This window comes from Embleya sp. NPDC020630 (genome assembly GCF_044334985.1).
Classification (GTDB): Bacteria; Actinomycetota; Actinomycetes; order Streptomycetales; family Streptomycetaceae; genus Embleya.
On sequence record NZ_JBIRUB010000001.1, the window covers coordinates 842813 to 859444 of the forward strand.

General features: G+C 70.8%; 12 protein-coding genes. 8 read left to right on the top strand and 4 right to left on the bottom strand.

All coding sequences use genetic code 11. From position 1 onward, the window contains the following. The 5 genes from ACH4XV_RS03385 to ACH4XV_RS03405 all read left to right on the top strand — a co-directional run bounded on the left by ACH4XV_RS03385 (nt 1) and on the right by ACH4XV_RS03405 (nt 9118). Nucleotides 1-3126, top strand: coding sequence for a type I polyketide synthase (locus ACH4XV_RS03385; RefSeq protein ID WP_395786576.1), 3126 nt, complete (start codon nt 1-3; stop codon nt 3124-3126). A 248-nt stretch (nt 3127-3374) separates the two neighbouring features. Next, entirely contained in the window at nt 3375-6722 is a 3348-nt protein-coding gene (locus ACH4XV_RS03390; protein ID WP_395786577.1) for an amino acid adenylation domain-containing protein, read from the top strand. A 14-nt stretch (nt 6723-6736) separates the two neighbouring features. Next, on the top strand, nt 6737-7507 hold the full coding sequence (locus ACH4XV_RS03395) for a thioesterase II family protein (protein WP_395786578.1): 771 nt from the start codon (nt 6737-6739) through the stop codon (nt 7505-7507). 217 nt (nt 7508-7724) lie between these two features. Beyond that, nucleotides 7725-8189, top strand: a complete 465-nt coding sequence (locus ACH4XV_RS03400; RefSeq protein WP_395786579.1) for a hypothetical protein — start codon at nt 7725-7727, stop codon at nt 8187-8189. A gap of 80 nt (nt 8190-8269) precedes the next feature. Continuing rightward, a complete protein-coding gene (locus tag ACH4XV_RS03405) occupies nt 8270-9118 on the top strand; it encodes a DUF4097 family beta strand repeat-containing protein (protein ID WP_395786580.1) in 849 nt (282 codons plus the stop codon). 127 nt (nt 9119-9245) lie between these two features. On the opposite strand, the gene ACH4XV_RS03410 is transcribed toward ACH4XV_RS03405, so the two are convergent. After that, nucleotides 9246-9758, bottom strand: a complete 513-nt coding sequence (locus ACH4XV_RS03410) for a hypothetical protein (RefSeq protein WP_395786581.1) — start codon at nt 9756-9758, stop codon at nt 9246-9248. Between the two features lie 238 nt (nt 9759-9996). Further along, the gene (locus tag ACH4XV_RS03415; protein ID WP_395786582.1) at nt 9997-11202 is read right to left on the bottom strand and encodes a serine hydrolase domain-containing protein; all 1206 of its coding nucleotides are present in this window, start codon (nt 11200-11202) and stop codon (nt 9997-9999) included. Between the two features lie 372 nt (nt 11203-11574). Here ACH4XV_RS03415 and ACH4XV_RS03420 point away from each other — a divergent pair, with 372 nt between their 5' ends. After that, nucleotides 11575-12198: a tyrosinase family protein gene (locus ACH4XV_RS03420; protein ID WP_395786583.1), complete on the top strand. Its 624-nt coding sequence runs from the start codon at nt 11575-11577 to the stop codon at nt 12196-12198. A 157-nt stretch (nt 12199-12355) separates the two neighbouring features. Beyond that, entirely contained in the window at nt 12356-13882 is a 1527-nt protein-coding gene (locus tag ACH4XV_RS03425) for an RICIN domain-containing protein (protein WP_395786584.1), read from the top strand. Nucleotides 13883-13951: 69 nt separating this feature from the next. On the opposite strand, the gene ACH4XV_RS03430 is transcribed toward ACH4XV_RS03425, so the two are convergent. Together ACH4XV_RS03430 and ACH4XV_RS03435 are read right to left on the bottom strand one after the other, a co-directional pair. Then, on the bottom strand, nt 13952-14440 hold the full coding sequence (locus tag ACH4XV_RS03430; RefSeq protein WP_395786585.1) for a hypothetical protein: 489 nt from the start codon (nt 14438-14440) through the stop codon (nt 13952-13954). A gap of 58 nt (nt 14441-14498) precedes the next feature. After that, on the bottom strand, nt 14499-15596 hold the full coding sequence (locus ACH4XV_RS03435; protein ID WP_395786586.1) for a hypothetical protein: 1098 nt from the start codon (nt 15594-15596) through the stop codon (nt 14499-14501). A gap of 317 nt (nt 15597-15913) precedes the next feature. Here ACH4XV_RS03435 and ACH4XV_RS03440 point away from each other — a divergent pair, with 317 nt between their 5' ends. Further along, a complete protein-coding gene (locus ACH4XV_RS03440) occupies nt 15914-16630 on the top strand; it encodes a hypothetical protein (protein WP_395786587.1) in 717 nt (238 codons plus the stop codon). The last annotated feature ends 2 nt before the right edge of the window (nt 16631-16632 follow it).

A 16632-nucleotide genomic window follows, 5' to 3' on the forward strand; every position in this document is an offset into this window, starting at 1 on the left:
ATGAACACCTCCGCGAACAACGCCGCGCAACGCCCGGCGGACGGCGGGGACCGGGTCGCCCAGGCGCTCCGCACCCTCCTGGAGGAGCGCGACCGGCTGCGCCAGGAGAACGACGCGCTCAAGGCCGCCAGGGTCGAACCGATCGCCGTGGTGGCGATGGCCTGCCGCTACCCCGGAGGGGTGTCCTCGCCCGAGCAACTGTGGGACATGGTCCGCGACGGGGTCGACGCGATCGACGAGTTCCCGGCGGACCGGGGCTGGCGGGACCTGTACGACGAGGACCCCGACACACTCGGCAGCTCCTACGTACGGCACGGCGGATTCCTCGCCGACGCCGCCGACTTCGACCCCGAGTTCTTCGGGATCAGCCCGCGCGAGGCGCTGGCGATCGACCCGCAGCAGCGCCTGCTGCTACAGACCTCGTGGGAGGTCCTGGAGCGGGCCGGCATCGTGCCCGCCGACGTGCGCGGCAGCGACATCGGCGTGTTCACGGGGGTGGCCTCGTCCGAGTACGGACTGCGCTTCCTGGAGGGCAGCGCGGGCGAGCTGGAGGGCTACCTGCTGCACGGGAGCGCGCTGAGCGTGGCGTCCGGCCGGGTGGCGTACGAACTGGGGCTGACCGGGGCGGCGGTGTCCGTGGACACCGCGTGCTCGTCGTCACTGGTGGCCCTGCACCTGGCGATCCAGTCGTTGCGCTCGGGGGAGTGCTCGCTGGCGCTGGCGGGCGGGGTGTCGGTGATGGCCACACCCGCGATCTTCGTGGAGTTCTCCCGGCAGCGCGGCCTGTCGGCCGACGGCCGGTGCAAGTCCTTCGCGGACGCCGCCGACGGGACCGGCTGGGCCGAGGGCGCGGGGGTCCTGCTCCTGGAGCGGTTGTCCGACGCCCGCCGCAACGGCCACCCGGTGCTCGCCGTCGTGCGCGGCTCCGCGGTGAACCAGGACGGGGCCAGCAACGGGCTGACCGCGCCCAACGGCCGGGCCCAGGAGCGGGTGATCCGGCAGGCGCTGGCCAACGCCGGGGTGGAGGCCGCCGACGTGGACGCGGTCGAGGCACACGGCACGGGCACCGTGCTGGGGGACCCGATCGAGGCGGGCGCGCTGTTCGCGACGTACGGCCGGGACCGGGCCGAGGGCCGGCCGCTGCGCCTCGGCTCGATGAAGTCCAACATCGGGCACGCGCAGGCCGCCGCCGGGGTGGCCGGGGTGATCAAGATGGTGATGGCCCTGCGGCACGGCTACCTGCCCAGGACGCTGCACGTGGACACCCCCTCCCGGCACGTCGACTGGTCCTCCGGCGCGATCGAACTGCTGGCGGAGGGGCGCGAATGGCCCCGGGCGGGCGGTCCCCGGCGGGCCGCGGTGTCGTCGTTCGGCGTCAGCGGGACCAACGCGCACGTGATCCTGGAGGAGGTACCGGAGCCGGAGGACGAGCGGCGCGGCCCGGCCGCGGGCGTCGTCGGCGGGTTGGTGCCGTGGGTGTTGTCGGGCAAGAGCGCCGCGGCCGTGGAGCGACAGGCGGGCCGACTGCACGAGTTCGTCGCCGCCGACCCGGACGCGGACGTCGCCGACCTCGGCTGGTCGCTGGTGTCGAGCCGTTCGCGGTTCGACCATCGTGCGGTGGTCCTCGGCCACGACCGGGACGAACTGCTCGCCGCGCTCGCGGCGTTGCGCGACGGCACCGAGTCGGCCGAGGTGGTGCGCGGTGTCGCCGGGAACCTCGGCGGGGTCGTCTTCATGTTCCCCGGGCAGGGATCCCAGTGGGTCGGCATGGGCCGGCAACTCTACGACGCCTTCCCGGTGTTCGCGCGCACCCTCGACGAGTGTGGAGCGACGCTGGCCGAGTGGACCGACTGGTCGCTGCTCGACGTGGTGCGCGGTGCGCCCGGGGCGCCGACGCTGGACCGGGTGGACGTGGTCCAGCCGACGCTGTTCTCGGTGATGGTGTCCATGGCCGCGCTGTGGCGGTCCTGGGGCGTGGAACCGGCCGCGGTGGTCGGGCACAGCCAGGGTGAGATCGCCGCCGCCCACGTGTGCGGCGCGCTGTCGTTGCGCGACGCCGCCAAGGTGGTGGCGCTGCGCAGCAAGGCCCTGGTGGACCTGATCGGTCACGGCGGGATGGCCTCGGTGGCGGAATCCGCGGATCTCGTCGCGGCCCGGCTGACCCCGTGGCAGGACCGGGTGGGCATCGCCGTCGTCAACGGACCCCGCTCGGTGGTGGTTTCCGGGGAACCGGACGCGCTCGACGAATTCGTCGAGAAGATGAAGGCGGAAGGTGCGCAGGCGCGGCGGATATCGGTCGACTACGCCTCGCATTCCCACCAGGTGACCCGGGTCCGCGAACAGGTGATCGCACCCCTCGCCGACCTGGAACCGATAACCTCGACACTGCCCTTCTACTCGACGCTGTACGGCGAGACGATCGACACCGCGAAACTGAACGGCGAGTACTGGTACACCAATCTCCGGGAGCAAGTCCGCTTCGAAACCGCGATCCGGCGATCGGTCGACGACGGATTCCGGACCTTCATCGAGATGAGCCCGCACCCGGTATTGACCGTTCCCGTACAGGAGATCGTCGAGGATGTGGACGACGCGGTGGTCCTGTCCTCGTCCCGCCGGGACCAGGGTGAGGCGGAGGCCGTGCTCGGCTCGCTGGCCCACCTCCACACCAGGGGCGGCACGGTGGACTGGGACGCCCTGTTCGGCGCGCGCCGCCGGGTCGACCTGCCCACGTACGCCTTCCAGCGGCAGCGCTTCTGGCTGAACTCCGCGCACACCGCGCCGACGGCGGATCTGCCCGCGACCGAGGCCCCCTCGGACGAGGAGCAGGCCGTCGCGCTCGCGGACGTGCTGCCCACGCTGTCCGCCGACGACGCGGCGGCATTCGTGCTGGACCATGTCCTGACCAGGGTCGCCGTGGTGCTCGGGCACGGCTCGGGTGCGACGGTCGACCCGGACCGGGAGTTCAGGGAACTCGGCTTCGACTCGCTGCTTTCGGTGGAACTGAGCAAACGCCTCGCCGCGACGACCGGCCTCAAACTCAGGGCCAACCTGGCGCTGCGGCACCCGTCGCCGCGACAGGTCGCGGCGCACATCCTGTCGTCGATGGGCGGACGCGCGGGATAGCGTCGCCACCGTGACGGGGGTGGTGCGCGGCGCGGCGACGCCACGCCGGGAAGCGGGCGCGCGTCCGGCGTATCCCCGCCGTTGCGGGCGGGATTTCGCCCGTCGGGATGTCCCGCCGGCGGGACACCGCGCATTCGACGCGGCCCGGCGCGTTCCGGCACCCGTTGTCTTGACCGGCCGATCACACCTCCGTGAAGGTGGAGGTGATCTGCGAATTCATTCAGGTTCCTGGCCTGTTTGCCGAGGGGATGATCCCTGTGCGTTCGTTCGGTGCGTCGTCGGCGCATAAAGGATTGTGGCTGGCCCAGAAAATGTCTCCGGACATGCTCAACCATGCGCTGAGCATGTGGGACGTGGACGGTGAAATCGACACGGCGGTCATGGAAACCGCATTCCGGCACGTGCTGGCGGAAGCGGAAGTGCTGCGGATCGATTTCGTCGACGACGGCGAGGGCAATCTGCTCCTGGTGCCCCGGGAATCGACCGACTGGCAGCCGTTCTTCCTGGACGTCGGCGCCGAGCCGGATCCCGAGCAGGCCGCGCGCGAGGCGCTGGCCGACATGATGAAGCAGCCGTTCGACCTGGAGCGCGATCTGCTGCTCCGGCTCGGCGTGGTCCGGCTCGGGCCCGCCCGCTCCCTCGTGGTGATCGCCTACCACCACCTCGTCTCGGACGGGTACGGCGCCGGCGGCCTGCTGTCGCGGCGCCTCGCCGAGGTGTACACCGCGCTGGCTCGGGGCACGGCCGTGCCGGAGCCGGAACACCCATGGGATGTCGAGTCGTTCGCAGCCGACGCCGCGCGATACCAGGAGTCCCCGAAATTCGCCGAGGACACCGGGTTCTGGCGCGACTACCTCGCCGAGGCGCCGGCGCCGGCGCAGGTGCCGCGCGTGCCGCTGTCCGACGCGGCGCGCGTCGCGCTCGCCGAGCCGATGAGCCGGGTGGACCGCTGGGCGCAGTTGGCCGACTCCATCGGCATGGTCAGTCGTACGCTGACCGTGCCGCGCGCCGAGGCGGACGGGTGGATCGCCGCCGCCGAGTCCATGGGCGTGTGGATGTCGTCGCTGCTGACCGCGGCATCGGCGGTGTACTTCCGACACCGATGCGACCGACCGGAGTTCCTGCTCTCGCTGGCCGTGGCCAACCGGGCCGGCGAGGCCGGCCGCACACCCGGCCTGGCGGTGAACGTGGTGCCGATGCGGGTGAAGGTGCCGCTGGGCGCGACCTTCGCCGACATCGCCGACGCGGTCGTGGACGAGACCTACGAGATCTTCGGGCAAACCGCCTGCCACTACTCGGAGATCCAGCGTGCGAGCGGCACCGTCCTGAGCGGACGCGGCAGTTTCGGCGCGGTCCTGAACATCGTCGAGTTCGCGGAGCAACTGCACTTCGCCGACCACTCGGCGCGCTACCTCGGCGGAACGAACGGGGTCTTCGACGAACTGTCCATCGGCGTCTACACCGACGGCAGCGCCGACAGCGATCTGTTCGTGCGCCTCGACGCCCCCGCGGGCCTGTACAGCGGCGCCGAACTACGTTTCATCGGCGCCGAGTTGATCGAATACGTCCACGCGGTGACGGCCGATCCGCAACTGCGCGTCGGCGCGCTGGACGTGCTCGGCGGCGACGCACGCAACCGGGTGCTGACCGCGCCCAACGAGACGACCGTGCCCCTGCCGGGGTCGACGGTTCCGGAACTGTTCGCCCGCCGGGTGGCGCAGGCCCCCGACGACGTCGCGGTGCAGTTCGGCGAATCGGCGCTCACATACCGCGAGTTGCACGCACGATCCGGCCGCCTGGCCGAGACGCTGCGCGGGCGGGGCGTCGGTCCGGAGACGGTCGTGGCGGTGGCGCTTCCACGGTCGGTGGACCTGGCCGTCGCGCTGCTCGCGGTGGTGAAGGCGGGCGGAGCATACCTCCCGATCGACCCCACGTCCCGGGCGGAGCGCATCGTGCCGGTGGTGCGCGACTCCTCGGTGCGGGTGCTGCTCACCGACGCGGCGACCGCCGAGGGCGCCGCCGTCGCCCGGGACGTCGCGGTGATCCTGTTCGACGACGTGCGCCCGGAGACCGCCGCCGACACCGGCGACGACGCGCCGAAGACGTCCGTCCCGTCGCGACCGGACAACCTGTTGGCCGTGATGTACGGCTCCGGACCGGATGGGAAGGCCGCCGGCGTCGCCGTGACGCACCGGAACATCGAGCGCCTGGCCCTGGATCGCCGGTGGCACGAGGGCGGCCGAGGCACCGTTCTGTGGCACTCGCCGATCACCGCCGACGCGCTCGCCCTGGAACTGTGGGTGCCGCTGCTGAACGGCGGCCGAGTGCTGGTGGCCGGTCCGGCGGAGTCGGCGGTGGACACGCTCGCCGCGTCGACGTCGATCACGGCCGCGTGGTTGTCCGCCGGCCTCTTCTCGGCGGTGGCGGCGCAACACCCCGAACGCCTGGCCGGGTTGCGCGAGGTGTGGACCGGCGGCGACCGGGTGTCCTCGGCCGCGCTGCGCCGGGTGCGCGAGGCATGCCCCGACCTGACGATCGTGCATGGCCACGGTCCGACGGAGGCGACCGTGTTCGCCGTGTGCGACCGCCCGGTCGAGGGCGAGGCGGCACACCACGCGGGTTCGATCGGCCGCCCGATGGACAACACCGCCGTGTACGTCCTGGGCCCGGGCCTGGCGCCGGTCCCCGTCGGGGTGACCGGTGAGCTGTACGTGGCCGGCCCCGGTGTGACGCGCGGGCGTCCCGGGCGTCCCGGGCAGACCGCGGAGCGCTTCGTGCCCTGCCCGTTCGGCCCGGCCGGCGGCCGGATGTACCGCACCGGGGACCTGGTGCGGTGGGGAACCGACGGCGGGCTGGAGTACGTCGGCGCGGCCGATGCCCGGTTCGACGTGCGCGATGTCCGGGTCGAGCCGGCCGAGGCCGAGGAGGTGCTGTCCGAACACCCCGGCGTGGCACAGGCGGTGGTGGTCGGCCGGGCGGACGAGTCGGGGCAGCCGCGTCTGGTGGCCTATGTGGTCCCGGTCGGCGGTACGGGAGAGGGCGCCGCGAACCCCGCCGGGCTCTCCGGCTCTTCGGGTTCCACGGATACCTCGGACACCTCGGACACCTCGGACACCTCGGACACCTCGGATGCCTCGGATGCCGACTCCTCGGGCCCGACGGGCGAGGAACTGCGCCGGTTCGCCGCCGAGCGGCTGGCGGAGTCCGTCGTGCCGTCGGCCTTCGTACTCCTCGAACGCCTGCCGCTGACCGCGGGCGGTCGGGTGGACCGGGCCTCCCTGCCGAAGCCCGAGTTCGACGGCGGCTCCCACCGGGGCCCGCGCAACCGGACCGAGCGGGTCCTGGCCGCGCTGTTCGCCGACGTGCTCGAACTGGACCGCGTGGGTATCGACCAGGACTTCTTCGATCTCGGTGGTAACTCGTTGCGGGCGATCCGGTTGGTCGGCCTGATCCGGGCGGAGCTGAACCTCGAGGTGTCCATCCGCACGTTGTTCGCGGCGCGCACCATCATCGGCCTGTCGGACATGTGGGGAGACCTCAGCCGGTCGAGCCGGCCGGCTCTGCGCCGGCGGACGAAGGACGGCAAGGCGCTCTGAGAGGAATCCCGACAATGACGAGTCCGGTGGAAGAGCGGTGGCTCCGCCGCTTTCGTGACGACGACGCGTGCGGAACCAAGCTCATCTGCTTCCCCCACGCCGGCGGCTGGTCCAACGCGTACCGCACGTGGGCGCGGGGGGTGCCCTCGGACGTCGGCCTTCTCGCCATCCGGTATCCGGGCCGCGAGGACCGGATCGGTGATCCGTTCCCGTCCGGGTTGGAGGCCCTCGCCGACGACATCGTCGACGCCCTCGTCGGATTGACGCGGTATCGGCTGGTGTTGTTCGGCCACAGCATGGGGGCTTCGGTGGCACACGAGGTGGCACTGCGCCTGCACAAGCGCGGGTGCCCGCCGGCCGCGTTGTGCGTGTCGGGCAGACGTCCGTCGCACGCGCTGGAAGGTTTGCGGCGCCACTTCGGCACGGACGAGGAGATCATCGCGGACGTGGTGCGCTTCGACGAGAGCCGCGCCCCGGTGTTCGCGGATCCCGACCTGCGGGAGATCTTGCTCCCCGCCGTCCGCGCGGACTACCGGATGGTGGACGACTATCCCGCCGGCGACCGGCCTCCGCTCGACTGTCCGGTGTACGGCTACACCGGCGACCACGATTCCGAGGTGAGCCCGGAACTGATGCGCCGCTGGGCGGATACGACGAACGCCGGTTTTCGGATCCGGGTCTTTCGCGGTGGGCACTTCTACCTCCGAGCGGAGGAGGACGCGCTGTTGGCGGATCTGCGGGATGTATTGGATCGGGTCAAGCGCGGCGTGGGGGCCGGCTCGTGACCGGGTGGGCCCGGTCCGAGCACTTCGATCGACTCGGCGAGGTGTCGATCCGGATACCGTGACCCGCGCGAGGCGTTCGGCTCGCTATGACGTACGGGTGCCGCCCATGCCCCGTGACCTGCCCGGATACCGCCGGGCCCAGCCGGATGTGGCGTCGATGGCGCCATCCGGGTCACAGTGACTTGTGGTGGCGCAATGTTTGCGCCATGATGACGTCATGGATGTGAGCCCGTTCGTAGACAGGTTCGGGCGCGAGTTTGCCGCGCTCGCCCGGACCGACAGTGGGGACGCGGTCGTGCCGGAGGCACGATTGCTCGAGCCCGTGATCCGACGCATGTTGTTCGACACACTGGCCGCCGCCGCGGACGAGATCAATCGCGACTTCGCCCCGGGCGCGGTCGAGATTCGGCTCCGCGAGGGCGAGCCGTACTTCGCCGTGCTGCAACGCGCGCCGGAGAGTTTGCCCGACGCCGGTGCGGACGGTGCCACGGCACGCGTCGACGTGCGCGTTTCCCGGCACCTGAAGGAGTCCGTCGAGCAGGCCGCCGGCCGCGAAGGGCGTTCGGTGCAGGACTGGGTGGAGCAGGTGCTCTCCGGCGCGGTGCGGCACGAGCACATACCCGGCGCCGCGAACCCGCGCGGCAAACGGGCCCGGCAACGCTACACCGCCTGGGCGCGCTGAGCCGACCGGGCCGACACCCTGGCCGTCCCACCACGGGGGACACCCGCGACACCCGCCGGAAATGACGAGGAAGGAAAACCATGCCTGTTTTCGAGACCCCCAAGCCGATCTCCGTCGAGTTCGAACTCGGTGTCGGTGACGTGGAGATCACCGCCGAGGATCGCACCGACACCGTCGTCGAGGTACGGCCGACCGACGAGAAGGACGCCTCGGACGTCAAGGCGGCCGACCAGATCCGCGTCGAATACAACAACGGCGTACTGCTCATCAAGGGGCCCAAGCACGGGGTGCCCGTGGTGGTGGACTTCTCTCGGAAGTCCCGCTCGGTGGACGTGTCGATCGTGCTGCCCACGGGCTCGCGTGTGCGTGGCGAGGCGGCGATGGCGGACCTGCGCGGCTCCGGACGCCTCGGGGACTGCACGTACAAGACGTCCACCGCGGACATTCGCCTCGAGCACGTCGGCCGGTTGAACCTGCGCACGGCGGGTCACATCGGCGTGGGCCGGGTCGACGGTGACGCCGAGGTCGCCACCGCCACCGGGCGGATCCGACTGACGGAGGTCGACGGCGCGATCGACGCCAAGAACTCCAACGGCGACATCGAGATCGGCCGGGTCACCGGCGACGTGCGCGCGCGCACCTCCAACGGTGACATCACCATCGGCCACGCCTCGGGGGGCACGACCGAGGCCAAGACCGCCAACGGCAACATCCGGGTCGCGGAGGTGACCCGCGGCTCGCTCGTGCTCAAGACCGGGTCCGGGGACCTGGAGATCGGCATCGGTGGGGACAGCCCGGCGAAGTTGGACCTGAACACCGGATACGGGCGCGTGAACAACACCCTGGAGGAGGTCGCCAAGTCGCTCGGGGAGGGGATCGAGGTGCGGGCGCACACCTCCTACGGGGACATCACGATCCACCGGGCCTGACGGGCGGACCGTACGGCCGGGCTCGGGCCGTCGTGTCCGGGCACGACGGCCGGCGTGGCCCGGCCGCGACCGGCCGGCGATCGTACGGCCGGCCACCGCGCCGGGCGGCCCGCCGCGCACGAGGGGGCTACTGCACCCAGCCGTTGAACTGCTGCTTGCCGCGATGGGACCGCTTGCTGTTGGACAGCGCCGCGGCGGAGGCGCGGACCATCCACGTGTTGACCGAGACGCCCTGTCGGCTCGCCGCCTTCTCGATCTCGTCCTTCATCTCCTGCGGCGGCCGGAAGTTGATCCGGGCCGTGGTGCCACCCCTGGCGCCACCGAACTCGCCGGTCGACCAGTCGCTCACCGGGTCGTCGGTCTCCTCCGGGGCGCCCTGGACGGGGCCGTCGTCGCCCGAGGGCGGGGTCACCACGAAGCTGGGATCCATCCCGCGCAGGCGCAGGTCCACCGAGCCGGGTGCCAGGTCCCGGGTGATCTCGTCGGCCGCCGCCGACAGAACCTTGAGCAACGTGAGCCGGACGGCCGACTCCAGCGGGGCGACGAGCCGCTCGGCCACCGCGCGAGTCTCGGCATCTCCGGCCGCGGAGGCTGCGACCAGCTCGTCGCGCAGCGCCTCGACATACTCCCGTAGTTCCATGTGCCCCATCATGGCACAGCGATTGCGCCGCACGGCGCCTACCTGGCCCGACACCTGGGCGCGGTCTCTTTGCCCAGGTGGAGGCGCGGTGGTCCGCACGCTCGGCGGCACCGCCCGCACCGCCGGGCCCGGCGGGATCCGGTCGACCTGTCGCCACGGTTGGCGCCATCGCCGCGCCACCGGGGGTGCGGCCGGGCGCGGGACGGGCGGCGCCGCGCCGCCCGTCCCGATGCTCGTCTCAGCGTGTGCCGGAAGGCGTGTCCGACGGCGTGTTCGCGGGCGTCGGACAGAACTCGGCGTTCACGATGGGCAGGATGGTCTCCGCCGCCCAACCGCCGTTGTAGTTGAACGCGAGCTGATGCCGGCCGTCCTCGGTCAGCGCGACCATGGTGATCGATCCCGGTGCGCCCCCGTCGTGGTACCACAGCGTGACGCCGCAGCCCAGCGTGAACCGCTCGATGCCGAGACCGTAGGACGCGCCCGGAAAATCGGGGTTGTCGACGGTCGTCTTCAGCTCCGCCAACTGCCGTGGCGGCAACAACCTCCCGCGGATCAGGGCCGCGTAGAACCGGTTCAGATCGTCCGCGTCGGAGATCATGTCGCCGTTGCCCCAGGTCTGGGATCCGTTCGTCTCGGTGACGTCGTCGACGCGATCCGGCTGTGCCGCGAAGAGCTTGGCGTAACCGCGGCTGCTCGGCCGGGGCAGCCGGACCCGGTTGCCGGGGTTGGACGTCGCCCCGAGCCCGAGGGGTTCGATGATGCGATCGTGCACCTCGTCCTCGTACCGCCTGCCGGCGACGCGCTCCACGATCAGCGCGGCCAGGACGTCGTTGGTGTTGGAGAACGAGTGCCGGACACCGGGCCCGAACGGCGCCTGGTGGGAGAGCGCCACGCGTACGCGCATCTCGGGGGTCAGCGTGTCGTACCGGTGCCGCAGGAAGCCGTCGCCCGCGAGATACGTGGCTCCGTACTCCGGGTCCAGGGCGTAGTCGAACAGCCCGCTGGTGTGGTTGAGCAACTGGCGTACGGTGATCGCCCGCCCGTCGTTGCCGTTGCCCCGGACGACGCCGGGCAGATGGCGCTCGACGGTGTCGTCGAGGCCCAGCCGCCCCTCCGCCTCCAGCTGGAGCAGTACGGTCGCCACGAACGTATCGGTGACGTTGCCGATCCGGAAGCGATCGTCCCGGCCGCGCGGCGCACCCGTCCTCAGGTCGCCCACCCCCGACGCCGACCGCCAGACCCCCCGGCCGTCGCGCGCCTGGGCGGTGACCCCGGGAACCCCGGCCCGCACGGCGGCATCGATCGCCCGCCGCGTCTGCTGATGCCGACCCCCGGACCGGTCCGCCTCGTCCGCCGAAGCCCGCGCGGATCCGGTGAACACGGTGGCCACCATCGCCATCACCGCCAACCCGACCACGCCGCCCCGCGCCCTCTTCCACGCCACCACGCCGTACCCCCGAATGTCGTCCGCACTCGCCCGTCGGCCGCACCCAGTGCCGCTCCCGAGCACCCGTCGGCAGCGTAGATCACCCCCGAGCCGCATGGGGCTTTCCCGTGCCAAGACCACACCCGATGACGAAACGACCGGTCAACACCGCGTCGGTCACCCGGAATCGCCGGCTCGAACCGCCGCCGCACCGGCCCCGTGTCCAGCCGCCGGGACACCCCGAACCCGGCCCGCGGCGGGCGACGGCGCCGGCCCGGCGCGGCAGGAGTTGCAGCGGTCGGCGGATGAGCGTCTCCTGGACATGAGGCGACAGCGCGTTTTGCGTGCTTGTTTTGCGTGCTTGTTTTGCGTGCTTTGGGAGAAGATCTGATGACTCATCAGGACATCACCGCAACCGCCGAACCGGCCGTCCTCGCGCAGTACATCGCGGATCTGCCCGTGCCGGACCTGATGCCGGGCTCGATGGAAAGTGTTCGCGAGGACGAATTCGAGGGCCACCGGATCGTCGTCAGGACCAGTTACGAGATCACCGTGGACGACCGGCCGGTCACCGCCCACCTGATGGTGTCGAACAACGGCGAGGTGCACTGCCACGCGCTGCCGGCCCTGCTCGGCGGCGATCCCGACCTCGCCACCTACGACTTCGCCCCCTGGGACGCGGGGTCGAAGGGATTCCGCAACCGGCTCGAAGGATTCATCGGAACCGGACTGCACAACCAGGTACACCGCTGGGTGGGCGGCGACATGGGCCCGGCCTCGTCCCCGAACGACCCCGTCTTCTACCTGCACCACTGCAACGTGGACCGGCTCTGGGAAGGCTGGATGCACCACCACGGCCGCTCCTACGCCCCACCGATGACGGCCTCCGCCGACCTCCTCGGCCACCGCATCGACGACCCGATCGTCACCCCCCTGGGCCCGAACGCCCCGGGCGGCACCCCGCGCCTGACCCTCGACTTCACCAGCAAGTACACCTACGACCTCGTCCCGTAGACCCCGGCGCCCCCGACGATCCGGCGCGCTCCCTCCAGGGCAAGTTTCGCAAAAGCACCCGAACGTGACCTTGCCAATCCCACCGCCGTTGTGACTTGCTGGAATCAACCGACAACCGCATGTAATGAGCGGTCAGTCAACGGTGAAGGGGACGACGATGAGCACTGCCGACGCCCCGGCCACGGCCGGCGAGCCCCCCGCCCCTCCGATCGGCACGATCGCGGGCACCGGGGCCGCGGGGTTCACGGGGGACAACGAGCCCGCCGTTTCGGCTCGGTTGAACCGTCCGTACGGAATCGCGGTGGACGACACCGGCACCCTCTACTTCTCCGACTACAACAACCACGCGGTCCGAAAGATCACCACCGACGGCAGGATCTCCACCGTCGCGGGGACCGGCGTCGCGGGGTTCAAAGGCGACAACGGCCCCGCCGTCTCCGCCCAGTTGAACTCCCCGCGCGAGGTGGCGGTGGACCGCGTGGGCGCCGTCTACATCACCGACGCCGGCAACCACCGGGTCCGGAAGATCACGCCCGACGGGAGGATCGCCACGGTCGCCGGCACGGGCACCGCGGCCTTCGGCGGCGACGACGGCCCCGCGGTCTCCGCCCGGCTGAACTACCCGTTGGGGGTGGCGGTGGACAGCACCGGCATCGTGTACGTCGCCGATTACCACAACCAGCGGGTCCGGAAGATCACACCCGACGGGACGATCACCACGGTCGCGGGCAACGGCACCGGGGGCTTTCGCGGCGACGGCGGCCCGGCGACCTCGGCCCAGCTGAACCGCCCCTACGGAGTCGCGGTGGACGGCGCGGACGACCTGTACATCGCCGACGCCGAGAACCACCGGGTCCGCAAGGTCACGGCCGACGGGACGATCGCCACGGTCGCGGGCAACGGCACCGGGGGCTTTCGCGGCGACGGCGGCCCGGCGACCTCGGCCCAGTTGAACTTCCCGCTGGGGCTGGTGGTGGACGGCACCGGCGCCCTGTACATCTCCGATCACCGCAACCAGCGGATCCGCAAGGTCGCGCCCGACGGGACGATCGGCACGGTCACCGGCACGGGCACCGCGGGCTTCGGCGGGGACGGCGGCCCGGCCGCCAAGGCGCAGTTGAACAGTCCGTACGGGCTCGCCGTGGACTGCGTCGACACCCTCTACTTCGCCGACCACGTCAACAACCGGGTGCGGCGGATCGCGTCGACGATGCCGGCCGGGCTGCCAGAGTCGGGCACGGTGGTCTCCTGGGCCAACGTCCGCAGCGCCCTGCGGATGGCGGTCCTGCGCGAGTCCACCAAGGACGGGGCCGAGATCCACCAGTCGCTCGCCACGGCCAGGGACAACCAGCGGTGGCGGCTGGTCCCGGTGGGCCGGGAGGACGGCGACATCCTGTACATGATCGAAAACGTGCGCAGCGGCAAGGTGTTGGAGGTCGTCGGAGCGCAGGAGACGGCCGGGGTGCCGGCCGCGCAACGCGCCTACGGGGGAGGCGACGCACACCACCAGCAGTGGCGGCTGATCCCGGTGGGCGCGGTGACCGACAACCCGCGCGTGTACGAGATCGCGAACCGGAAGAGCGGTCTGCTCCTGCGCGTCGACACCAACGCCCGCGCGCCGATCAGGCAGCACGCTGCGGAGGGCGACCACCGGGGCCGGCAGTGGCAGTTGCTCCCCGTGTGACACGCGTGCGATGCGGCGCACGAGGGGGCGGGGGCGACCTCGCCCCCGCCCCCTCGGAACCACCGTGCGCTACCGGGAAGCCGACGGATCCTCGGCCGTCGGCTTGGCCGCCTTGGGTGCCTCCGGGGCCTTGGGGGGCTTGGTGAAATCGCTCTTCTTCGGCTTGGTCTCCAGGTCCTCGTCCTTTTGCAGGCCGCTGTGCTCCGTCACCGTCGCACTCGACTCCCGCATGCCGGCGGAGGCCGCCGACGACACCGAGCCGGGATCCGCGGCGTACCGGGCCTGGGTGCCCGCCGACGCCTGGGTGGTTCGGATGAAGGAGCCGAGGAAGCCCAGCACGACCCGTGCCTCGGGCGACTGCTCCTGCACGACCTGCGCCCGGGTGGAGGCCCCGTGGATCGCGCCGGCGAACAGGCTCGTGCTCTTGTCGTCGTACGTGTCGTCGTCGGCGTCCTCGAAGTCGACGCCGGCACCCGGCTGGGGCCTGGTGCCGTCGGTGGTCACCGAGAAGAGCCCGGCGCTGTCGTCCGCGAAGCCGAAGATGTTGTCGAACACCATGGTCGTCACCCCTGGTCGTCGTGGCGCCGCCGCCCGCCCGGTCGAGGCGGCGGGTCGGTCAAGGCAGCTTGTGCAGCGCGCGTTGGCTGTCGATCAGGCTCTCGCCGTCGAACATCGTGTGGTGGACCTCCAGGGCGGAGACGACCTCGGCCAACCCCTTCATCCGGAAGCCGCCGCCGGCCAGGCCGATGTCGCCGATGTCGCGGGCGACCAACGTGTCCAGGCCCGGGTAGTCGCCGGGTTGCGGGGGAGACAGGACCGCCACCGGCACGGCGTACTTCACCGCGAGCAACCCCGAGAAAGTCACCGGGATTTCGTAGGAGTACTGCTTGCGGGTACGCCGTTGGGTGACGATGGTCTCCACCCGGGAACCCGGCGGCACCTCGCCGGAGATCTGCGATTTCGAGGCCCAACTGGTGGTCAGGGAGCCGCCGACGGAGGCCGTGATGCCCAGCGCCAACTGCGCGTTGAGGGTGGCGGTGCCGGTGGCGCTGCCCTGGGTCGTGAACGCCACCGAGTTCGTCACCGTGTTGGTCGCGGAGTTTCCCGCCGAGTTCGTCGTGGACATCTCGGTGGTGGTGGCGTTGTCCGCCCCGATGTTGTCCTTGCTGTTCTTGTTGGTCACGGTGGTCGCGTTCTTGTTCGTCATGTCGTTTCGGAGTTGCGTTTGCAGCTGCGCCTGGAGATCCATGCGGAGTTGGCTCTGCAATTGCAATTGGAGCGCCGCGCTGACGCTGCCGCCGAAGGTGAGCCGCGCGTCGCCGCCGAGCGACCACGTGACGCCGTTCGACACGGTGAAATCGACCGAGTCGGTGAAGTTCATCGAGGACGTCGTGCTGCGGTTGACGTAGGCGCGCGAGGAGAACGTGTCGGGCGGGGGCTGGGTGATGTCGCGTCGCTCCTCGATCAGCGGCTCCCCGAGATTCATGTAGGCGAGCCAGCCCAATTGGAAAGCGGAGCCGGGGAAGGAGCCGAAGCTCGACTTGTTCACGGAGAACCCGACGGGCTTGTGCCGCACACCGTAGTCGTCGACGTAGACCAGGTTGGGGTGGGCCAGGATCGACTGCCAGGTCTGTTCGATGTGGAGTTCCCGCAGGTTCTTCTTCGTCAGTGGCCGGCGCTTGGCCTGTTCCAGGTTGTACGCGTTGGAAGGCATTTCCCCGTCCTCGACTAATTCCGGTCGAACCGCACTCGGTGAAGTGGGCACAGGTATTTGCGCACGTTCGGACAATCGAAGCTAGCACGGGCTCCTTTGCCCGGGAAGGGGCTTGTGCACATCACGCTCAAACGGGTGAATGAGGCCGACCGACCCCTGACAACCCGTTGGCACGGGCGGTAAATTGAGGCGGTCCATTCGATTTCGGCGTCTTTTCGATCGAGGGGTTTTCGGCCTGCGATAATTCCGCGTAATAGATTACCGGACCGAGCGTTTGACGCGTTGTTCTCCTGATACGGAACAGTGAGGTTTCCGCGATGTACACCCAAGAACGCACGGCGATGGCGAATTTGGTGGTCGGCGGCCCGGTAGCGGTGAACAGCTACGACAACGCGATCGTGGCGGCGCTGCTGGAGACGCGGCCGGTCATGCTTGTGCACGCCTTCAACGGCGGCTACCTGCGGCCCGCCGAGCTGAAGGAGGACAGCCACGACAAGGGGGTCAAGCTGGCCACCGCCCTCGACCCGGCCACCAAGGACGCCGAGGGTCACCTCTGGTACATCACCCCCGGCGGCTTCTTCGGACAACGACCCCTGTACTTCATCGAGAGCGCCGCCGGCCGGGTGACGCCCAAACCGCCCGCCGCGGGCGACGACGGCGGGCGCGGCGACGACGGTGCGCCCAAGCCGCAGCGCAGGCGCATCACCGTGCACCAGGAGGCGCCCAAGAGCTCGGCGGACACCGTCCAGGTCGGCCTTCCCGACAAGGTCGGCGACAAGTGGCGCGGGAAGAACGGCGCGCCCGAGGACACCCAGCTCTGGGTCGTCACGGTGACGCCGTGGGGCGGGATCACCTTCGTACCGATCACCCACCCCGACGCCATCCTCGGCTTCAAGGACCATGCGGTGACGGCCGACAGCGAGGTGCGCCTCACCTACAACTGGGGCGGGGACTTCACCGGGACGGTCATCAACACGTTCTATCCGCGCCTGCCCAGCGAGTGGAACGTCCCGTACCACCACGTCTTCACGTGAGC

Bases quoted from the DNA above. Each gene is read 5' to 3' on its own strand.
- ACH4XV_RS03410 (WP_395786581.1), bottom strand. From the start codon at position 9,758: ATGGAACTACGGGAGTATGTCGAGGCGCTGCGCGACGAGCTGGTCGCA.
- ACH4XV_RS03430 (WP_395786585.1), bottom strand. From the start codon at position 14,440: ATGGTGTTCGACAACATCTTCGGCTTCGCGGACGACAGCGCCGGGCTC.
- ACH4XV_RS03390 (WP_395786577.1), top strand. From the start codon at position 3,375: ATGATCCCTGTGCGTTCGTTCGGTGCGTCGTCGGCGCATAAAGGATTG.
- ACH4XV_RS03420 (WP_395786583.1), top strand. From the start codon at position 11,575: ATGACTCATCAGGACATCACCGCAACCGCCGAACCGGCCGTCCTCGCG.
- ACH4XV_RS03435 (WP_395786586.1), bottom strand. From the start codon at position 15,596: ATGCCTTCCAACGCGTACAACCTGGAACAGGCCAAGCGCCGGCCACTG.
- ACH4XV_RS03405 (WP_395786580.1), top strand. From the start codon at position 8,270: ATGCCTGTTTTCGAGACCCCCAAGCCGATCTCCGTCGAGTTCGAACTC.
- ACH4XV_RS03440 (WP_395786587.1), top strand. From the start codon at position 15,914: ATGTACACCCAAGAACGCACGGCGATGGCGAATTTGGTGGTCGGCGGC.
- ACH4XV_RS03385 (WP_395786576.1), top strand. From the start codon at position 1: ATGAACACCTCCGCGAACAACGCCGCGCAACGCCCGGCGGACGGCGGG.
- ACH4XV_RS03425 (WP_395786584.1), top strand. From the start codon at position 12,356: ATGAGCACTGCCGACGCCCCGGCCACGGCCGGCGAGCCCCCCGCCCCT.
- ACH4XV_RS03400 (WP_395786579.1), top strand. From the start codon at position 7,725: ATGGATGTGAGCCCGTTCGTAGACAGGTTCGGGCGCGAGTTTGCCGCG.
- ACH4XV_RS03395 (WP_395786578.1), top strand. From the start codon at position 6,737: ATGACGAGTCCGGTGGAAGAGCGGTGGCTCCGCCGCTTTCGTGACGAC.